The following is a 19,318-nucleotide window of genomic DNA, read 5'->3' as shown; positions in this document are numbered from 1 at the left end:
TAAAGTAAAGGGGAAATTATGGCTAAATTGATTCCAGGAAAACTTCGAATGGAGGGAGTGGAACTCTATGAAACTGGTCAGATTGAAATCATTAAAGAGCAAGACCATCGCATCTATGCGCGTGTAGCGGAAGAAGAAATTCGTTATAGTTTAGACGATGACTTGATTTTTTGTGCATGTGATTTTTTCAAAAAAAGAGGTTACTGTGTTCATTTAGCAGCTCTAGAATATTACTTGAAAAATGACCAGCTAGGACAGGAAATCTTACTCAATCTGGAGGCTAATCAGGAAGAGAAGGAGACTGTTGAGACACAGGTGACTTTCGGAGGAGAATTCTTGAAGTCTATCCAAGTTCCGCGTCAATCCAACATCTATCGGCTTTCTGCTCAAGGGCAGGTGGAAACAGGAACCAATCGCATTATTTGGACTTTAAGAATTGGCCTTGCTCAGCAAGACAAATTTTATGTGATTAGGGATATCCCTCTTTTCTTAAAAGTCATAGAGTTTTCCAAACCTTACATGATAGGAAAGCATTATGAGACTTCATTAAGACTTGAACAATTTGATAAAGCCAGTCAAGAAGTTTTGAATTTTTTACTTGGATTAGTTGAGGAGAAAACAGACAATTCTATTTTTTTCCAAAATCAAGGGCGACATCTCTATTTCCCTAAAACCTTTTTTGAGCAGGGGGCTAGTCTACTGATGGGATTAGAAGCCTTTCAGTTTGACCACCAACTTTCGAGTTATCATCGTCTTCTCTTCCAAGACTTTGATGGCCAAGCAAGTTTGTTTTCATTTAGAATTGAAGAAAAATCCAACTATTTTGAAATGGAGATTTTCGAACAGACAGGGCTTAATTTCTTTTACAGGGGACAAGTATTATTCTACAAGGGGAATTTTTTCCTGATGACGAAAAAACAGGCTAGTTTATTAGATGCGCTTAGAAAAGTTCCTTTAGACAATGGTGGCAAAAAAATCTTACAGTTTGATACTCGTGATCGAGATCTTTTAGCTTCGACCTTGTCACAGTTTAAATGCATAGGAAAAGTAGAGGCTCCTGATTCACTACAAATCCAATCCTTCCGTCCGTCTTTTTACATGGATCGTGAAGAGGATGGTTCTATTCGATTAGATATGCAATTTCAATATGAAACTTGCCTAGTAACCAATCGTAATGAACTAGAGAAACTTCCTTTTGCTAGTGACATTCAATTGGAAAAACAGATTTTCCAGTTGGCCTTATCTGCTGGGTTTGAAGCGGATTTTCGTTCGTGGCGTCAAAGTTTGAAAGCTGAAGCAGTCCATGTTTTCTTTCAGGAAGTTTTACCAGCATTTGCAGCGCTTGGAGAATTAAAGATTTCAGAGAGCATGCAAGATCTTTATCAGATTCAAAAACCTCAAGTTCAGATATCATCTAAGGGAAGTCTTTTAGAAATTCAATTTGATTTTCAGGATATAGACCAAGAAGAAATCAATCGAGCAATGAAAGCTCTCGTTGCCAAGCAGGACTATTATATTAGCTCGTCTGATCAGGTCTATTATTTTGATGAACAGACAAAACGTATTCGACAAGATTTAGAGGAATTAGGAATTGATGAGATAGAGAGTACTGCTTTCCAGGCTCGCAAGTCTTTGGCTTATACCTTATCTCATCTGTTTAAGGACCAGGATCAAGTTACTTTTACTGATGAATTTCGTCATTTGGCGCATCATTTAACGCATCCAGAGGATTTTCCGATGAAGTCCCTAGATATTCGAGCCCAACTCAGGGATTATCAGAAAAAAGGGATTCAATGGCTTCAGATGTTAGACCATTATGGATTTGGTGGAATTTTAGCTGATGATATGGGACTTGGAAAAACCTTACAAGCCATCGCCTTTTTAAGTAGCCAACTTCAGGAAAATAGCCGTGTCTTGATTCTTGCTCCATCTGGTCTCATCTATAATTGGGCTGATGAATTTAAAAAATTTGCACCGAATTTGGATGTGGCTGTCGTACATGGATTGAAACCTTATCGCGAGACTATTTTAGCAGAAAAACATCAGGTCTATGTGACCAGTTATGCCACTTTCCGTCAGGATAGTGAAATCTATCGAAATTTATCTTTTGATTTTCTATTTCTAGATGAAGCCCAGGTGATGAAAAATGCCCAAACCAAAATTGCTAAGATTTTGAGAAAGTTTGTGGTTCCATCAGTTTTTGCTCTTTCCGGAACACCAATTGAAAATAATCTAGGGGAATTATGGTCTATCTTTCAGATTGTATTGCCAGGACTTTTGCCGGCAAAAAAAGACTTTATGAAATTGCCTGCTGAGAGAGTGGCACAGTTTATCAAACCATTTGTCATGCGTCGAAAAAAAGAGGATGTTCTTACAGAGTTACCTGATCTGATAGAAGTCGTTTATAAAAATGAACTGGAAGATCAGCAAAAGGCCATCTATCTAGCCCAACTTCAACAGATGCAAGAGCGTTTGGGACAAGTGACCGATGCAGAATTTCAACGAAATCGAGTTGAAATTTTAACAGGACTCATGCGTCTTCGCCAGATTTGTGATACTCCAGCTCTATTTATGGAGGATTATAAGGGAGATAGTGGGAAGCTTGATAGTTTACGAGATCTGCTAAGTCAAATTGCTGAGGGAAATCATCGTGTACTCATCTTCTCTCAATTTAGGGGAATGCTTGATCGCATCGAAAAGGAGTTGCCTCAGCTTGGCTTAACTTCCTTTAAGATTACTGGCTCTACACCATCACAGGAGCGTCAAGAAATGACCAAGGCTTTTAACCAAGGTGAGCGCGATGTGTTTTTGATTTCTCTAAAAGCTGGTGGAGTTGGTCTCAACCTTACTGGTGCGGATACAGTTATTCTGGTAGATTTATGGTGGAATCCAGCTGTTGAATCGCAGGCTATTGGCCGGGCCCACCGTATGGGACAAGACCAAGCTGTTGAGGTTTATCGTCTGGTAACTAGAGGCACAATTGAGGAGAAGATTCAAGAGTTGCAGGAAGAGAAAAAGAATCTGGTCTCAGAAGTATTGGATGGAACAGAGTCTCGTGGAAGTCTCACACTTACTGAAATTCAAGAAATATTAGGAATTTCTGAAGCCAAGACTTGAAAAATCAAGACTTTACGTTATAATGGAGTATTGAAAGGGAATAAAAATGAAACAAGTACGATTTCCAATAGTGTCAGATGATGAGATCATGCTGACAGAGATGCCATTTATGGATTTATATGATGAGTCGGATTTGATTAGTAATATTAAAGGGGACTACCAAGATAAAAACTACTTGGAATGGTCGCCAATTACTACTGAAAAAAAGTCACCGACTAAGGCGCCAGAGAAACTGACTGAGCAAAAGGAAAAATCTTACGCTGAACTTGCTCGTGAGGAAGCTAGAGCTGATTTGAAACGTAAACGTTCAGCAAAGTATTTGACGCAAGATGTTAGTTTTGCAAAACGTCATAAACCTTCAAATAATGTAGTAAGACAGGCAAATCAGCCAACAGCTCCATTCCAAAAGGAAAATCCTGGGGAACTAGCAAAATTTAGTGACAAACTAACTCAGAACCATTATATTTTGGCTGAAATGGCTCCTCAGATGCAACAGACAACTAAAGAAGAGCATCTTGGACCAAAGAAAAATAATTATGATTTTTTAAAGAAAAGCCAAATTTATAACAAAAAAGAAAATCAATCAGAAAAAGAACGTAAAATTGCTCAAGAGTTGAACTTGACAAATATGACAGAGTAAAGGGGAAAAAGATGGCAAAAACCTATCATTTTATCGGAATTAAAGGATCAGGAATGAGTGCCTTGGCCTTGATGTTGCACCAAATGGGGCATAAGGTCCAAGGATCTGATGTAGAGAAATACTACTTTACACAACGTGGATTGGAGCAAGCAGGTATCAAAATTTTGCCTTTTGATGAGAAGAATCTTCAAGGGGATATAGAAATCATCGCTGGGAACGCCTTTCGTCCAGACAACAATGTTGAAATTGCCTATGCAGATAAGAATGGACTAAGCTATAAACGTTATCATGAGTTTCTTGGTAGCTTTATGCGTGACTTTATCAGCATGGGAGTTGCTGGAGCACACGGTAAGACTTCAACAACAGGTATGCTTTCTCATGTTTTGTCACACATCACTGATACAAGCTATCTAATTGGAGATGGTACAGGTCGTGGTTCTGAAAATGCTAAGTATTTTGTCTTCGAATCAGACGAGTACGAACGTCATTTCATGCCATATCACCCAGAATACTCTATTATTACTAATATCGACTTTGACCATCCAGACTATTTCACAAGCTTAGAGGATGTCTTCAACGCCTTTAATGATTATGCTAAACAAATCACCAAAGGTTTGTTTGTCTATGGTGAAGATGCTGAGTTGCGTAAGATTACGGCAAATGCCCCAATCTATTATTACGGTTTTGAAGCAGACAACAATGACTTTGTAGCTAGTGATTTACTTCGTTCTACTACAGGTTCAACCTTTACAGTTCACTTCCGTGGACAAGAGTTGGGTCAATTCCACATTCCAACTTTTGGTCGCCACAACATCATGAATGCAACAGCAGTAATTGGTTTGCTTTATACTGCTGGCTTTGACTTGGATTTGGTACGTGAACACTTGAATACTTTTGGAGGTGTTAAACGTCGCTTTACAGAAAAGATTGTCAATGATACTGTTATCATCGATGATTTTGCGCATCACCCAACTGAAATCATTGCAACTCTAGATGCTGCACGTCAAAAATACCCAAGCAAGGAAATCGTTGCTATTTTCCAACCGCATACTTTTACTCGTACAATTGCTTTGTTGGATGATTTTGCACAAGCCTTGAATCAGGCTGACGCAGTTTACCTAGCACAAATCTATGGATCTGCTCGTGAAGTTGACCATGGTGATGTTAAGGTTGAGGATTTAGCAGCTAAAATTGATAAAAAACATCAAGTTATCACTGTTGAAAATGTGTCTCCGCTCTTAGACCATGACAATGCTGTATACGTCTTTATGGGAGCAGGTGACATTCAATCATATGAATACTCATTCGAACGTCTCTTGTCAAATTTGACAAGTAATGTTCAGTAAGGAACACCATGGAATTTCCAATTAAAATAAGGGAAGTTCAGCAATCTGATATCGAGCAGGTTTGCTTGATACAGGAGAGTACTCAAAACTTCCAAGAAACATTTAATAGAGAAATAATAGAAGAACGTATCCGTAATTTTGCGGATACGTTTCTCTTAGCTAGTTTAGATGATCAGGTGATTGCTTATATTTTAGCGACAGATTTTGCTATGTCCTCAGTAAATAGATGGATAGCAGAGATGGCAGATGTAGAAGCTATTAGTAATGAAAATCTTGTTATTGATGCTTTATCTGTTCATCCGAATTATCAAGGGCAAGGATTTGGAACCTTGTTGCTTGCAGCCATGAAACAAGTTGCTCTTCAACAAAATAGTCCAGCTATTTATCTGGTCTGTAAAGATGAATTGCTGTCTTATTTTGAGATGAATGAATTTATAGAGCAAGGAATAGTAGATCTGGGAGTCGGAAATGAAGTTAATTTTCTCATGTGCTGGAAGAATCCCTTTTATCAGGAGGAACTATGATTATTCGACAAGCTAGACTGAGTGATTTAGACCGTATTTTAGAGATTGAATTAGAGAATTTTTCTATTGAAGAAGCCATACCTCAATCTGTCTTTGAAGCACATTTAAAGGAAATAAAAACGAGCTTTCTAGTGGCTGAAAAAGATGGAGAGATACTTGGTTATATCGAAGGTCCGGTAATCCCTCATCGTTATTTACAAGACCAGTCTTTCACTGAAGAAATAAAAGACCACAGTCATAAGGAAGGTGGTTATATTTCTGTGACTTGTCTTTCTATAGCAAAAAAAGCTCAATCTCTAGGACTAGGAAAAAAACTCCTGACCGCATTGAAAGAAGTGGCTCTTAAGCATGAACGAGAGGGGATCAATCTGACCTGTCATGACTACCTTATTGAATACTATGAGAAGCATGGTTTTGTCAATGAAGGAAAGTCTAAGTCCCAATTTGCGGGAGAAGAATGGTATGATATGGTCTGGGAAAACAAGAATTAGTGAGTAGAAAGGCTTCTAAGGTTGCTTTTCTTTAGTTTTTAAGATATAATATTAAGGATTATCAACAAGGAGGTAAATACCTTTGAGCGAAAATTCAAATGAAGAAAAGTTGAGTTTTAAAGAGCAAATTTTGCGAGATTTAGAACGACTAAAAAAAGAGGCAAATGAAGTTGAACAAACGGATGATCTTTTTTCAACTTTAGCAAAACCTTCTGAAGCAACTTCAGAAAAAAAGGAACCAAGTATTTCGGAAGAGGAGTTGATTGCAAAATCAGTTGCAGCTGTTGATCAATTGATTGATAATGCCCCAACTGTTCCTGAGCGTCCTGTTCTTGTAGAAGAAGTTCCAGAAGAAGCTGCAGAGGAAGTACAAGAAGAAATTCCAGAAGCAGTACGAGAAGAAGTAGTTGAGTCATCTCAATCAATTCCGGAAAAAGAAGAGAATAATTCAATTCCAACTAGAGTTTCAGTTTCTTATCGTGCATTTGATACTGTTCCAGAAAAAGAAACAGTAAACCTTGCGTCACACAATGAAGAATTGACAAATCAAGAAGCTACTGAAGAAGCAGACCTTCCTAGAAGAAGTCGGAGAGAGACTGTGAAACCAGCCAAGAAAAAGAAGAAATCCCGCTTAAAAGGATTTTTAGTAACAGTTTTGGTATTATTGATTCTAATTGGTGCTGGTGGATTCTTTGGCCTACGCTATGCTGAATCAGCTCTACAACCAGTAGATCCAAGTTCTAAACAATATATGTCAGTTCAGATTCCAGATGGTGCTAATACTCAAGAAATTGGCTCAGTTTTGGAAAAATCTGGTGTTATTAAGAACGGTTTGGTCTTTACACTTTATGCCAAGTATAAAAACTACACTGGATTGAAGTCTGGTTATTACAACTTGCAAAAGAGTATGAGTGTTGAAGATGTCATTAAAGAGTTGCAAAAGGGTGGTACACCTGAACCTCAGGAAGTTGCTCTTGCAGACTTGACTATTCCTGAAGGCTATACTTTGGAACAAATTGCTCAAACTGTTGGCCAACTTCAAGGTGACTTTAAGGAACCTTTGACAGCGGAAGCATTCTTGGCTAAGGCCCAAGATGAGACCTTTATTGCTCAAGAGGTTGCCAAATATCCAAACTTGCTTGAAAGCTTGCCAGCAAAAGATAGTGGTGTTCGTTACCGTTTAGAAGGTTATCTTTTCCCTGCGACTTATACGATCAAAGAAAGTACAACTGTTGAAAGTTTAATTGATTCAATGCTTGCAGCTATGGATAAGAACCTTTCTTCACACTATGCTGCTATCAAAGAAAAGAACTTGACCGTAAATGAGCTCTTAACAATTGCATCACTTGTTGAGAAAGAAGGTGCAAAAACAGAAGATCGTAAGCTGATTGCAGGAATCTTCTATAACCGCTTAAACCTCGGTATGCCACTTCAAAGTAATATTGCTATCCTTTACGCAGAAGGCAAACTTGGTCAAAACATCAGTCTCTCTGATGATGCAGCCATTGATACATCTATTAATTCACCATACAATGTCTATACAAAAGTAGGTCTAATGCCTGGTCCAGTTGATAGCCCAAGCTTAGATGCTATCGAATCAAGTATCAATCAGACAAAGAGTGAATATCTTTATTTTGTAGCCAATGTTCAAGATGGTAAAGTTTACTATGCAACAACACTAGAAGAACATGATCGTAACGTTCAAGAACATATCAATAGTAAATTACCTCAATCAAATAGCACAAACTAAAATTATGTGGTTTTCCACATAATTTTGCTTTAAAGCATATATTTATTAATTCAATCAAAAGAAAGTTGAGAAAAATGGTAGAAAAAACATATCCAATGACCTTGGAAGAAAAGGAAAAACTCGAAAAAGAATTAGAAGAATTGAAACTAGTACGTCGTCCAGAAGTTGTAGAACGTATCAAGATTGCTCGTTCATATGGTGATTTGTCAGAGAACAGTGAGTATGAAGCAGCTAAGGATGAGCAAGCCTTCGTTGAGGGACAAATCTCAAGTCTAGAAACTAAGATTCGTTACGCAGAAATCGTTAACAGCGATGCCGTTGCAAAAAATGAAGTTGCTATCGGAAAAACTGTAACAATCCAAGAAGTTGGAGAAGACGAAAAGGAAGTATACATTATCGTTGGTTCAGCTGGAGCAGATGCTTTTGCAGGAAAAGTGTCAAATGAAAGCCCAATTGGTCAAGCATTGATTGGTAAGAAAAAAGGTGATGTTGTTACAATCGAAACACCTGCTGGAAGCTATGATGTTAAAATCTTAAAGGTTGAAAAAACCGCTTAATAGGATAAAAAGAAGGAGTGGATTTAGGGAAAGCGTTTTCTATCACTCCTTTTCTTATTTTTTAAAAACTTAAGGAGACTAGATGAATTCAGAAAAAAAGCACAAAAAGAAAAGTAAAATGGAGCGTGGCCTAACCAATCGCCATGTTCAGGTTATGGCCATTGCTGGTACAATCGGGACAGGATTATTTCTCGGAGCAGGTCGCTCGATTAGTTTAACAGGACCTTCGATTGTCTTGGTCTATATGATTACAGGTGGCTTCATGTATCTCATGATGCGTGCTATCGGTGAAATGTTGTATCAAGACCCAGAGCAACACACCTTTATCAATTTTATTACTCGCTATCTTGGAAAGGGCTGGGGATATTTCTCGGTTTGGTCTTATTGGTTATCAGTAGTCTTTATTGGTATGGCTGAAATTACTGCAATCGCTCACTATGTTCAGTTTTGGTTTCCGTCTTGGCCATCTTGGTTGATTCAGGTTGTCTTTTTAACAATTTTAGGATTGGTTAATCTGATTGCAGTTAAAATATTTGGTGAAGTGGAATTTTGGTTTGCCATGATTAAAATCGTTGCTATTCTTGCCATGATTGCGACGGGTATTTTTATGGTCTTGACCGGCTTTGAAACTCCTTATGGATTAGCAAGTCTCGCCAATATTAGTGAGCAATTCTCCCTTTTCCCAAATGGAGGAATGAATTTTGTCATGGCCTTTCAAATGGTTTTCTTTGCTTACTTGATGATTGAATTTATTGGCGTTACAACATCTGAAACCAAAGATCCTCGAAAAGTCTTGCCTAAGGCGGTTAAGGAAATTCCTTTGCGAATTATCTTCTTCTACGGTGGGGCTTTACTTGCAATCATGTCTATTATTCCTTGGCGTGAGCTTTCTGCGACGGATTCACCATTTGTAACGGTATTTGAACTTGTTGGTCTTAAGTGGGCAGCAGCCTTGATTAACTTTGTTGTTTTGACTTCCGCTGCGTCAGCCTTGAATTCAACCCTTTACTCAACAGGTCGTCACTTGTACCAAATTGCCCATGATTCACCAAATCGTTTCTTGAAAGCTATTAAGGCAGATACACTTTCACGCCACAACGTTCCTCAGAATGCTATCATTGCTTCTGCGGTATTGATTGGTTTTGCAGCCTTCATCAATGTACTTCCTGGCGTATCAGATGCCTTTGCTTTGATTACGGCTTCTTCATCAGGTGTTTATATCGCCATCTACATCTTAATCATGGTGGCCCATCTTAAGTATCGCAAGTCAAAAGACTTTATGGCAGATGGCTATCTCATGCCCCAATATCGCTTGCTAAATCCTCTGACTATGCTCTTCTTTATCTTTGTATTCGGAACTCTCTTTTTACAAGAATCAACTGTAATGGGAGCCAGAGGTTCAGCTATCTGGATTGTTGCTTTTGGTATTTATAGCCAATGGAAATTTAGAAAATAAGTCAGAAGCTCATCAACTCTGGTTGATGAGTTTTCTAGTTTGACAGCTCTTGGTAATAAGACTATAATCAAGCTATAAGTATCTTCGAGGAGGTTTGGATGCAGGTAAGATTGGAAAATACAGAGTCTCAGAAATCGCAAATTATAGGAGACTTGATTCGCTCCTATAATCGTTCCAAAAGAGAAGTTGCTGAAAGTGAACCACTAAACATTTATGTCGAAGATGAACATGGTGAAATCATGGCTGGTTTAGTAGCAGAGACTTTCGGGAATTGGTTAGAAATTGAGTATTTGTTTGTGAAGGAGGACTTGCGAGGACAAGGAGTTGGTTCCCAACTATTGCAGCGAGCAGAGAGTGAAGCTAAAATGAGAAATTGTCGCTTTGCTTTTGTGAATACCTATCAGTTTCAAGCGCCAGCCTTTTATCAAAAGCAGGGCTACAAGGAAGTCTTTACCTTAAAAGATTATCCTTACACTGGACAAAGATACTATTACCAAAAAGATTTGTAAACAGAAAACTCTCTATCATTTCGGTGGTAGAGTTTTTTTAAAAATAAATCTCACAAAATGACAGATATATGTTGCATAATGTAAAATATATGATATAATAAAGTTGAAAAAAGAAGCGCGACTTTTAAAATTAAGGAGGAGGTAACAAGTGGTTAAGAATTTAAAATTAAAACTCGCTCGAGTGGAGCTTGACATGACACAAGGTGATTTGGCAGAAGCTGTGGGTGTCACTAGGCAGACTATCGGCTTGATAGAAGCTGGAAAGTACAATCCTTCGCTTTCACTTTGCAAATCCATTTGCAGATGCTTAGGCAAAACTTTAGATCAATTATTTTGGGAGGAAGAAGATGAAAAATAGATTATTTTATTATCAATTACTTGATGAAAGAGAAGAACAACAACTTCATAAAGCTGGTGCAGAGAGTTTTCATATCTCTACCGGATTATTGTTTCTAGCTTATTTCATATCAGTGTTAGCACCAAGCCTTTTTAATCCTAGCATGCTTCTCGCAATTATCATCATAGGGAATTTTTTCTTTATCAATCGTGCTCGAAGTCTAGGTGTGACCTACTATAGTCGTTTTCATTTTACAATTTTAGGTTGCCTATTATTAACTCTAGTGATTACAGCTACCTTGATGCTACAAAACTACCAGTTTAATATCGAAATTTATCAGCACAACCCTCTACATATTAAGTACATTTATGCATGGGTATTTACTTATATCTTTTATCTTCCTTGGGTCTTTATTGGAAACTTAGGTTTGAAAAGTTATGGTGAATGGGCTCAGAAGAAGTATGAAAAAGATATGGATGAGCTCGAGAGCATAGAATAGCTTGTTAGCTTTTTCTCCATCTGGGTAAAATGTGTTATAATAGTACTAATTTATGAGAAAAGAAGAAATATTTTCTTCTTTTTACAAATAAGGAAGAAGGACAGTATATGTACCCAGATGACAGTTTAACATTGCACACAGATTTGTATCAGATTAATATGATGCAGGTTTACTTCGACCAAGGAATTCATAATAAGAAAGCAGTTTTTGAAGTTTATTTCCGCCAACAACCATTTAAAAACGGTTATGCTGTTTTTGCAGGTTTGGAACGAATTGTGAACTACCTAGAAAATCTGCGCTTTTCTGATAGTGATATTGCTTATTTAGAATCACTGGGTTATCATGGTGCCTTCCTGGGATATCTCCGTAATCTCAAGCTGGAATTAACTGTGCGTTCTGCTCAAGAAGGGGACTTAGTATTTGCTAATGAACCGATTGTTCAAGTGGAAGGCCCTTTGGCGCAGTGTCAATTGGTTGAAACAGCTCTTTTAAATATTGTTAATTTTCAAACCTTGATTGCGACCAAGGCTGCTCGTATTCGCTCGGTCATTGAAGATGAGCCTTTGATGGAGTTCGGTACACGTCGTGCGCAAGAGATGGATGCGGCTATCTGGGGAACTCGTGCTGCTGTCATTGGTGGTGCTAATGGAACCAGTAATGTCCGTGCTGGTAAGCTCTTTGGAATTCCGGTTTTAGGGACTCACGCCCATGCCTTGGTTCAAGTCTATGGGAATGACTATCAGGCTTTCAAGGCTTATGCCTCAACTCACCGTGATTGTGTCTTTCTTGTAGATACTTATGATACTCTTCGTATCGGTGTTCCTGCTGCCATTCAGGTTGCAAGAGAATTAGGTGACAAGATTAACTTTAAGGGAGTTCGTATTGACTCTGGAGATATCGCCTATATTTCTAAAAAAGTTCGTCAACAACTGGACGAGGCAGGATTTACGGATGCTAAGATTTATGCATCCAATGACCTGGATGAAAATACCATCCTTAACCTCAAAATGCAAAAAGCTAAGATTGATGTCTGGGGTGTCGGGACTAAGCTCATTACAGCCTATGACCAACCAGCTCTAGGAGCAGTTTATAAGGTTGTTGCCATTGAAGATGAAAATGGTCAGATGCGCAATACTATCAAACTTTCAAACAATGCAGAGAAGGTGTCAACACCAGGTAAGAAACAAGTTTGGCGTATCACCAGCCGTGAAAAAGGCAAGTCTGAAGGTGACTACATTACATACGATGGTGTAGATGTTACTAGTATGACAGAGATTAAGATGTTCCATCCGACCTATACTTACATCAAGAAAACTGTCCGCAATTTTGATGCCGTTCCTCTCTTGGTGAATATCTTTAATGACGGTAAGCTGGTCTATGACTTACCAAGTCTGCCTGAAATCCAAGCCTATGCTCGCAAGGAATTTGACAAGCTCTGGGACGAGTACAAACGTGTTCTTAACCCACAACATTATCCTGTGGACTTGGCTCGTGATGTATGGCAAGACAAGATGGACTTGATTGATAAGATGCGTAAGGAAGCTTTGGGCGAAGGAGAAGAAGAATGAGTTTGCAAGAGACCATTATCCAGCAATTAGGGGTTAAACCTGTCATTGATGCCCGAGAAGAAATCCGTCGTTCCATTGACTTTTTGAAAAAATACCTTAAAAAACATCCTTTCCTTAAAAGTTTTGTATTAGGAATTTCTGGTGGTCAAGACTCGACTTTAGCTGGTCGTCTTGCCCAAATAGCTATGGAAGAAATGCGAGCTGAAACCGGTGATGATTCTTATAAATTTATAGCAGTTCGCCTGCCTTATGGAATTCAAGCAGATGAGGATGATGCCCAAAAAGCCCTAGCTTTTATCCAGCCAGATGTGAGTTTGGTGGTCAATATCAAGGATTCTGTAGATGCAATGGCAGCGGCAGTAGAGGCTACTGGAAGTCCAATGTCAGACTTTAATAAAGGGAATATCAAGGCTAGAAGCCGGATGATTGCCCAATATGCACTTGCAGGAGCTCATAGTGGAGCAGTTATTGGTACTGACCATGCTGCAGAAAATGTCACAGGTTTCTTTACCAAGTTCGGTGATGGCGGTGCAGATATTCTTCCTCTCTATCGCCTCAATAAACGTCAAGGAAAACAACTATTGAAGGAGCTCGGAGCCGATCCTGCACTCTATGAAAAAGTACCGATTGCCGATCTAGAAGAAGAGAAACCAGGCTTGGCAGATGAAGTTGCACTCGGTGTAACCTATGCGGAGATTGATGACTACCTGGAAGGTAAACAAATCAGCCAAGAAGCCCAAGCAACCATTGAAAAATGGTGGCACAAAGGCCAACACAAACGCCACCTACCAATCACCGTGTTTGATACGTTTTGGGAGTAAAAAGGTCCGGGGGACCTTTTTACCCCGAGCCTTAAAATAGAAAAGCGAGGAAGGTCCAGTAACTCGAAGAGTTCGATTTCGTAGTCTCACCCCCGCAAGGCTGACTAGGCTTGAAAAAGCTTTATAAAGCGTATTTCAAGCCAGACAGCTACTGCGTCATGAAATTAGAGGAAACTGTTGTTTTCTCAATGTTTATGAGTAAAGTGTTTTTACCCCGAGTCTAGAAACAGGAGAACGAGGAAGGTCCGGGGGACATTTTTCACTTTATAACTTGAAATAGGAGGCTGAGATAGGTCAATGCAAGTTTGAGCCCATCCATAAAATAGAAGGCGAGTTACGATTATGAAACCACTAGGTACACAAACTATAGAAACTGAACGATTGATCTTGAGGAGATTTGTGGAAGGTGATGCTCAAGCCATGTTTGATAATTGGGCTTCACGCTCAGAAAATCTGACTTATGTGACTTGGAATCCACACCTGAATGTCGAACAGACTAGAAATTCTATTGGCAATTGGGTAGCATTCTACGACAATCCTAACTATTACAAATGGGCCATTAGTCTCAAAGAAAATCCAGAATATGTCATTGGAGATATTAGTCTGGTCAGTGTGGATGAAGAAAACTCTAGCTGTGAAGTCGGATATATCTTAGGGATGGACTACTGGGGACGAGGACTCATGACAGAAGCCTTGAAGGCTGTTTTATCATACTGTCTAGATAAGATTGGATTTGAAGAGGTTGATGCTTGCTATGCAAGTTTAAATCCCGCCTCTGGTCGTGTGATGGAAAAGGCGGGTATGACTTTTTGGAAGACAATTCCAAATGCAGTTGAACGAAAAGGTTATATCGCTGATAAAATTTATTATCAAATCAAAAAATAAGATGGAAAAGAATAACTTTTCCATCTTATTTTTTGTAATATACTTTTTAATCAAAATAAAGCAAGTCTTTGCTGGTACTTGTAAAGAGGTCGAAGCCATCCTTCGTAACGACACCGCAGTCCTCGATACGAACACCGACTTTACCAGGGATATAGATACCAGGTTCAACAGAGAAGCACATGCCTTCTTCGATAACCATGTCGTTTCCTTCCATGATAGATGGGAATTCGTGGACATCCATACCGATACCATGACCGAGACGGTGATTGAAGTACTCACCATAGCCAGCTTTTTCGATCACTTCACGAGCTGCACGGTCAACCTCATGAGCTGTTACACCAGGTTTGATAAAGTCAAGGGCAGCCTGTTGAGCTTCTAGAGTCAAGTTGTAAATATCTTTCTTGAACTGGTCAGGTTTACCAACAGCGACTGTACGAGTCATATCTGATGCATAACCATTCACCATCACACCGAGGTCAAAGAGGAGAAGTGCATTGTTTTCGACCTTGTTGGCTCCAGGAATACCATGTGGATTCGCAGCATTATCACCAGTCAAAACCATGGTGTCGAAGCTCATTTCATAGCCTTCACGTTTCATAGCAAAATCGATTTGCGCAATGATATCAGTTTCCGTATTATCAAGAGAGATATTGTCAAAACCAACTTTAACAGACTTGTCGGCGTAAACACCTGCAACCATCATCTTTTGCACTTCGTCAGCTGATTTGATCAAGCGCATGCGTTGGATCAATGGAGTCAAGTTATCAAACTCAGCACTTTCAAAGACAGTTTTCAAACCGTGGTATTTAGTCAAGATGAGATTGTCAAACTCAACTGCTACACGTTTGAAATCAAGCTGTGGCAAGGCATTTTGGATTTTCTTCCAAGGGTTTTCAGAGTCCACATAGCCAACTACTGGGAAAGAGACAGTGCTAGTCGCACGTTCAACCTCAAGTGCTGGAACGAAGAGAAGCGGTTCCTGATCTGCAAGGACAAAAAGGAACATTTGACGTTCGTGTGGATCACTGTAAAAGCCAGTGAGGTAATTAATTGTGACGGGGTCAGATACGACAGCGACGTCTAGCTTTTCTGATTCAAGATAAGTTAAGATTTGTTGTAATTTAGACATATGCTACCTTCTTTCTACCCCTCTATTTTTGCAAAAATTAGGAGAAAATGCAAGGAAGAAGGAGAAAAGAACCTAAAAAAATTCCAACAGCTAATAGCATATTGGAATCTAAATATTAATTGAAGTCTGCCTTGCTTTTAACATCGCTGTATTCTTCAGCAACTTCTTGGCTGAGAATATCCTCGTAAGTTGGTAGAACAATGTCCTGACCATATTTTTTCTTAAGAGCAGTAGTGACCAAGCGATAGGCTAGGTTGACATTACGAGATAAGATAGGCCCGTGGAAATAAGAACCTAAAACATTTTTATAGTGAACCCCTTCACCGACCTTTTCTTCGTTGTTGCCATTTCCATAGACAACCTGGCCCAATGGTTTTTGGTCATCTGAGAGGAAGGTGCGGCCTTGGTGGTTTTCAAAACCATAGTAGGTTTCATCGAATTCTTCGTTATGAATTTTAATGTCACCAATGAATCGGTTATTGGTTTGGTTGAGTGTATAGTGTCCCATGACACCCAAGCCTTCAATGCGTCTTCCAGAAGCTTCGATATAGTATTGACCCAATAGTTGGAAGCCACCACAGATAGCAAGAACGACACCATCATTTTGGATAAAGTTGTCGATACTATCTTTTTTATCGGGTAGATCACCAGCAATGATACTCTGTTCAAAGTCTTGACCACCACCGAAAAAGGCAATATCGTAGTGATGTTCATCGAAATTATCATGAAGCGAAACGATATCAACTGTTACATGTGCACCCAGCTTTTCAGCGACGTACTTGAGCATGAGGATATTCCCATTATCTCCGTAGGTGTTCATGAGATTCCCATAGAGGTGGGCGATATTTAGTTGGTAAGGATAATTGCCGTCTTTTGAGGAAAGTGAAGTATAAACCATTAGTTCATCTCCTTTCTAACAATCTGACGATTTGCTAGTAATTCTCGGAATTCTAGCATAGCCGTATATGTCGCAAGGATATAGGCATGCTTGCAGTCTTGGGCTTCGATCGTTTTGAGAACTTGTTCCAGGCTACTTGTTTCAGTGATCTTGTCAGCTGGATAGCCAGTAACACGTAGACGACGAGCAATTTCAGAATGACGAACTCCACCCGCATTGATTTCAGGAATGTCCATATCCGTAATTTGCTCAAAGTCAGCATCCCAAATCCAGCTGGTATCAATCCCATCAGCATAGTTAGCATTGAGGAGAACAGATAGACTAAATGGGTAAGGAGCTAGTTTGATCATTTCGATGGCCTGGGTAGCACCAACAGGATTTTTAATAAGAACCAGTGTGCATTCCTTGTCACCGATATGGAAGGTTTCTTGGCGTCCAAAGACAGCACGACTCTTGTCAAATCCTTGTTTAATCAGTTGAGAATCAGCGCCTAGGTAACGAGCGATAGCAACCGCAGCCAGAGCATTGTAGATATTATAAAGCCCACCGATTTGGATACCGTATTCTTGGCCATCGATAACAAAGCGAGAACGATTGTTAGTCAACTCAACCAATTCTGTCAAACGGTAGTCCAAGTCAGGACGTTTACATCCACAATTTTCACAGATATAAGCTCCCAAGTTAGCATAAGTGTTGAGCTCATATTTCAGAATACTTTGACATTCAGGGCAGAGTATACCTTCAGTATTGTAGTGAGCAAGTTGCGCTGGACCTTTTTCTAGATCAAAACCAAAATACTGAACGGGATTTGGAATTGCAGGCTTGTAGAAAAGCGGACTATCACCGTTTAGCAGAACAGTAGCAGTAGGAACTTTTCGAATAGCGTCCAAAATCATGTTGTAGGTCGTATAAATTTCACCGTAGCGGTCCATTTGATCGCGGAAGATATTAGTGATAACGAAAAGACTAGGCTGGATATAGTCACAGATATGTGAGAGACTAGCTTCGTCGATTTCAAGTACTGCTATATTTTTTCCAGTTTTTGAAGATTTTGCAGTCAAGAAAGTAGTCGTAATCCCTGTGATCATGTTGGCACCACTTGGATTGGTTAACACTTGACCATAAATTTCCTTTAGGATACCGACAGTGAGAGCGGTTGTCAAGGTTTTTCCATTGGTACCAGTTATCACAACAATCTCGTAGTTCTTCGCTAAATTTTGTAGAATATCTTTATCAAATTGAAGGGCAAGTTTTCCAGGCAGCGTACTTCCACGTCCAAGACGACTCAAAATAAAATGAGAAGAACGCCCAGCAAGAAGGCCCAAAGTAGTTTTTAATTTCATGTTTCTATTATATCATAAATGCTGGAAAAGACAGATTTGAGATTTTAGAAAAAGAAAAACAGCCCGCTATCGGACTGCTTTCTATAATTAAATCGCAAACAAGTCATTCAAGTTTTCAGCCAAGGTTGGGTGAGTGAAGATTTGTTTTGTGAAGTAAGTGTATGGGATTTTGTTGTCCATAGCAACAGTAATGATATTGATGATTTCTTGTGATCCTTCTGAAAAGATAGTTGCTCCGAGAATCTCTTTGGTTTCAGTATTGACAACTGCTTTGAAGGCTCCACGAAGGTCACCATTTACATGACCACGAGGCATAGCAGCAACAGGGATTTCTTTAACAGCGTATGGAAGTTTCAAATCAGCTGCTTGACTTTCAGTCAAACCAACTTGTGAAAGGGCAGGTGTGATGAACATGGTGTTTGGAACATTGAGACGGTCTTCAAGTGTGTAGCTACCATCACCAGCAAGGTAGCTGTATACAACACGGAAGTCATCAAGTGAAATGTAAGTGAATTGAAGTCCACCGTTGACATCTCCAACTGCAAAGACACCAGGAACGTATGTTTGACAATGTTTGTCCACCTTGATCGCACCACGTTCAGTTAGTTCAATATCCGTATTTTCAAGTTGAAGTGGTTCTACATTTGGTTTACGTCCAGTTGCGTAGAGAAGGGCATCGAAACGGTAGGTTTCATTCTCTGTCACGACAAGAACTTGGTCACCATCGTTTTTGATTTCAGTAGTATGGATATTTTGAAGGAGTTCAATGCCGTCTTCTTCCATGTATTGTTTAGCAAGAGCAGCAATAGAAGGTTCTGCGCGAGGTAGGAAAGTATCTAGAGCATCTAGGACTGTTACCTTGCTTCCAAGTTTATTGTAGAGACCAGCAAACTCAAGACCGATATTTCCACCACCAAGAATTCCGAGTTTTTCTGGTAATTGTTCCAAGTTTTGGATACCAGTTGAATCAAAGACATTCTTGCTAGTAGATAGTCCAGGAATAGGCAAAACGTTTGAAACAGCACCAGTGTTGATGACGATTGTTTCAGCAGTTAGTTCTTGTTTTTCATCACCAGCTTGAATTTCGATGACCTTATTTGAAACAAAGTGGGCTTCGGCATCAATGATATCGACTCCAGTACCAGCGATAGTAGCATAGTTTTTACCATTGAGGCGGCTCGTAATTGTATTTTTTGTTGCCATAACCTCGTCAAATGACAAGTCCTTCTCTGCGGCAACTAACAAGGTTTTAGTTGGAATACAACCGATGTTGATACAAGTTCCACCGTACATAGCCTTGTTGCGTTCGATAAGGGCAACTTTTTTACCAGCTGAAGCTAGTTTGGCAGCAAGAGTTTTACCAGCCTTACCAAATCCAATGACAATTAAATCGTATGTTAACATTTTTAAATCCTCCTGTTTGATTTCATTCTAGCATAAGAAAAAAT

Annotated in this window: 18 protein-coding genes; 14 read left to right on the top strand and 4 right to left on the bottom strand. The window is 39.3% G+C overall.

What is annotated here, in order from left to right; translation table 11 throughout:
- Nucleotides 1-18: 18 nt before the first annotated feature.
- From M1F91_RS03205 to M1F91_RS03140, 14 genes are all read left to right on the top strand, one after another.
- Entirely contained in the window at nucleotides 19-3,117 is a 3,099-nt protein-coding gene (locus M1F91_RS03205) for a DEAD/DEAH box helicase (protein ID WP_247912620.1), read from the top strand.
- Nucleotides 3,118-3,163: 46 nt separating this feature from the next.
- Complete coding sequence (locus M1F91_RS03200; protein ID WP_247912619.1) at nucleotides 3,164-3,757, top strand: cystathionine gamma-synthase; 594 nt, start codon at nucleotides 3,164-3,166, stop codon at nucleotides 3,755-3,757.
- A gap of 11 nt (nucleotides 3,758-3,768) precedes the next feature.
- A complete protein-coding gene (gene murC / locus M1F91_RS03195; protein ID WP_247912618.1) occupies nucleotides 3,769-5,103 on the top strand; it encodes a UDP-N-acetylmuramate--L-alanine ligase in 1,335 nt (444 codons plus the stop codon).
- Between the two features lie 8 nt (nucleotides 5,104-5,111).
- Entirely contained in the window at nucleotides 5,112-5,627 is a 516-nt protein-coding gene (locus M1F91_RS03190) for a GNAT family N-acetyltransferase (RefSeq protein ID WP_247912617.1), read from the top strand.
- On the top strand, nucleotides 5,624-6,118 hold the full coding sequence (locus tag M1F91_RS03185; protein ID WP_247912616.1) for an N-acetyltransferase: 495 nt from the start codon (nucleotides 5,624-5,626) through the stop codon (nucleotides 6,116-6,118). The genes M1F91_RS03190 and M1F91_RS03185 overlap by 4 nt, the downstream gene beginning before the upstream one ends.
- 82 nt (nucleotides 6,119-6,200) lie before the next feature.
- Nucleotides 6,201-7,868, top strand: a complete 1,668-nt coding sequence (gene mltG / locus M1F91_RS03180; RefSeq protein ID WP_247912615.1) for an endolytic transglycosylase MltG — start codon at nucleotides 6,201-6,203, stop codon at nucleotides 7,866-7,868.
- Between the two features lie 74 nt (nucleotides 7,869-7,942).
- Nucleotides 7,943-8,425: a transcription elongation factor GreA gene (gene greA / locus M1F91_RS03175; RefSeq protein WP_006148148.1), complete on the top strand. Its 483-nt coding sequence runs from the start codon at nucleotides 7,943-7,945 to the stop codon at nucleotides 8,423-8,425.
- Nucleotides 8,426-8,507: 82 nt separating this feature from the next.
- Nucleotides 8,508-9,881: an amino acid permease gene (locus M1F91_RS03170; RefSeq protein ID WP_247912614.1), complete on the top strand. Its 1,374-nt coding sequence runs from the start codon at nucleotides 8,508-8,510 to the stop codon at nucleotides 9,879-9,881.
- 98 nt (nucleotides 9,882-9,979) lie between these two features.
- Complete coding sequence (locus tag M1F91_RS03165) at nucleotides 9,980-10,390, top strand: GNAT family N-acetyltransferase (protein ID WP_247912613.1); 411 nt, start codon at nucleotides 9,980-9,982, stop codon at nucleotides 10,388-10,390.
- Between the two features lie 148 nt (nucleotides 10,391-10,538).
- The gene (locus M1F91_RS03160; protein WP_247912612.1) at nucleotides 10,539-10,748 is read left to right on the top strand and encodes a helix-turn-helix transcriptional regulator; all 210 of its coding nucleotides are present in this window, start codon (nucleotides 10,539-10,541) and stop codon (nucleotides 10,746-10,748) included.
- Entirely contained in the window at nucleotides 10,738-11,226 is a 489-nt protein-coding gene (locus M1F91_RS03155; protein WP_247912611.1) for a DUF6773 family protein, read from the top strand. Before M1F91_RS03160 ends, M1F91_RS03155 begins: the two co-directional genes overlap by 11 nt.
- 107 nt (nucleotides 11,227-11,333) lie before the next feature.
- A complete protein-coding gene (locus M1F91_RS03150; RefSeq protein WP_247912610.1) occupies nucleotides 11,334-12,794 on the top strand; it encodes a nicotinate phosphoribosyltransferase in 1,461 nt (486 codons plus the stop codon).
- Nucleotides 12,791-13,615 carry an ammonia-dependent NAD(+) synthetase gene (nadE, locus tag M1F91_RS03145; RefSeq protein WP_247912609.1) on the top strand — a complete coding sequence of 275 codons (825 nt, stop codon included), beginning with the start codon at nucleotides 12,791-12,793 and terminating at the stop codon, nucleotides 13,613-13,615. The genes M1F91_RS03150 and nadE overlap by 4 nt, the downstream gene beginning before the upstream one ends.
- Before the next feature lie 342 nt (nucleotides 13,616-13,957).
- Entirely contained in the window at nucleotides 13,958-14,500 is a 543-nt protein-coding gene (locus M1F91_RS03140; protein ID WP_247912608.1) for a GNAT family N-acetyltransferase, read from the top strand.
- 46 nt (nucleotides 14,501-14,546) lie between these two features.
- On the opposite strand, the gene M1F91_RS03135 is transcribed toward M1F91_RS03140, so the two are convergent.
- The 4 genes from M1F91_RS03135 to M1F91_RS03120 form a co-directional block, all read right to left on the bottom strand.
- A complete protein-coding gene (locus M1F91_RS03135) occupies nucleotides 14,547-15,629 on the bottom strand; it encodes a Xaa-Pro peptidase family protein (RefSeq protein WP_247912607.1) in 1,083 nt (360 codons plus the stop codon).
- A gap of 115 nt (nucleotides 15,630-15,744) precedes the next feature.
- On the bottom strand, nucleotides 15,745-16,527 hold the full coding sequence (gatD, locus tag M1F91_RS03130) for a lipid II isoglutaminyl synthase subunit GatD (protein WP_247912606.1): 783 nt from the start codon (nucleotides 16,525-16,527) through the stop codon (nucleotides 15,745-15,747).
- On the bottom strand, nucleotides 16,527-17,870 hold the full coding sequence (gene murT / locus M1F91_RS03125) for a lipid II isoglutaminyl synthase subunit MurT (protein ID WP_247912605.1): 1,344 nt from the start codon (nucleotides 17,868-17,870) through the stop codon (nucleotides 16,527-16,529). The genes gatD and murT overlap by 1 nt, the downstream gene beginning before the upstream one ends.
- Before the next feature lie 87 nt (nucleotides 17,871-17,957).
- The gene (locus M1F91_RS03120) at nucleotides 17,958-19,274 is read right to left on the bottom strand and encodes an FAD-containing oxidoreductase (protein ID WP_247912604.1); all 1,317 of its coding nucleotides are present in this window, start codon (nucleotides 19,272-19,274) and stop codon (nucleotides 17,958-17,960) included.
- Nucleotides 19,275-19,318: the final 44 nt, after the last annotated feature.

Source organism: Streptococcus sp. oral taxon 431 (genome assembly GCF_023110115.1).
Taxonomy (GTDB): Bacteria; Bacillota; Bacilli; order Lactobacillales; family Streptococcaceae; genus Streptococcus.
The sequence above is the reverse complement of the archived record's forward strand: the minus strand, read 5'-3'. Positions and strand labels throughout refer to the sequence as shown.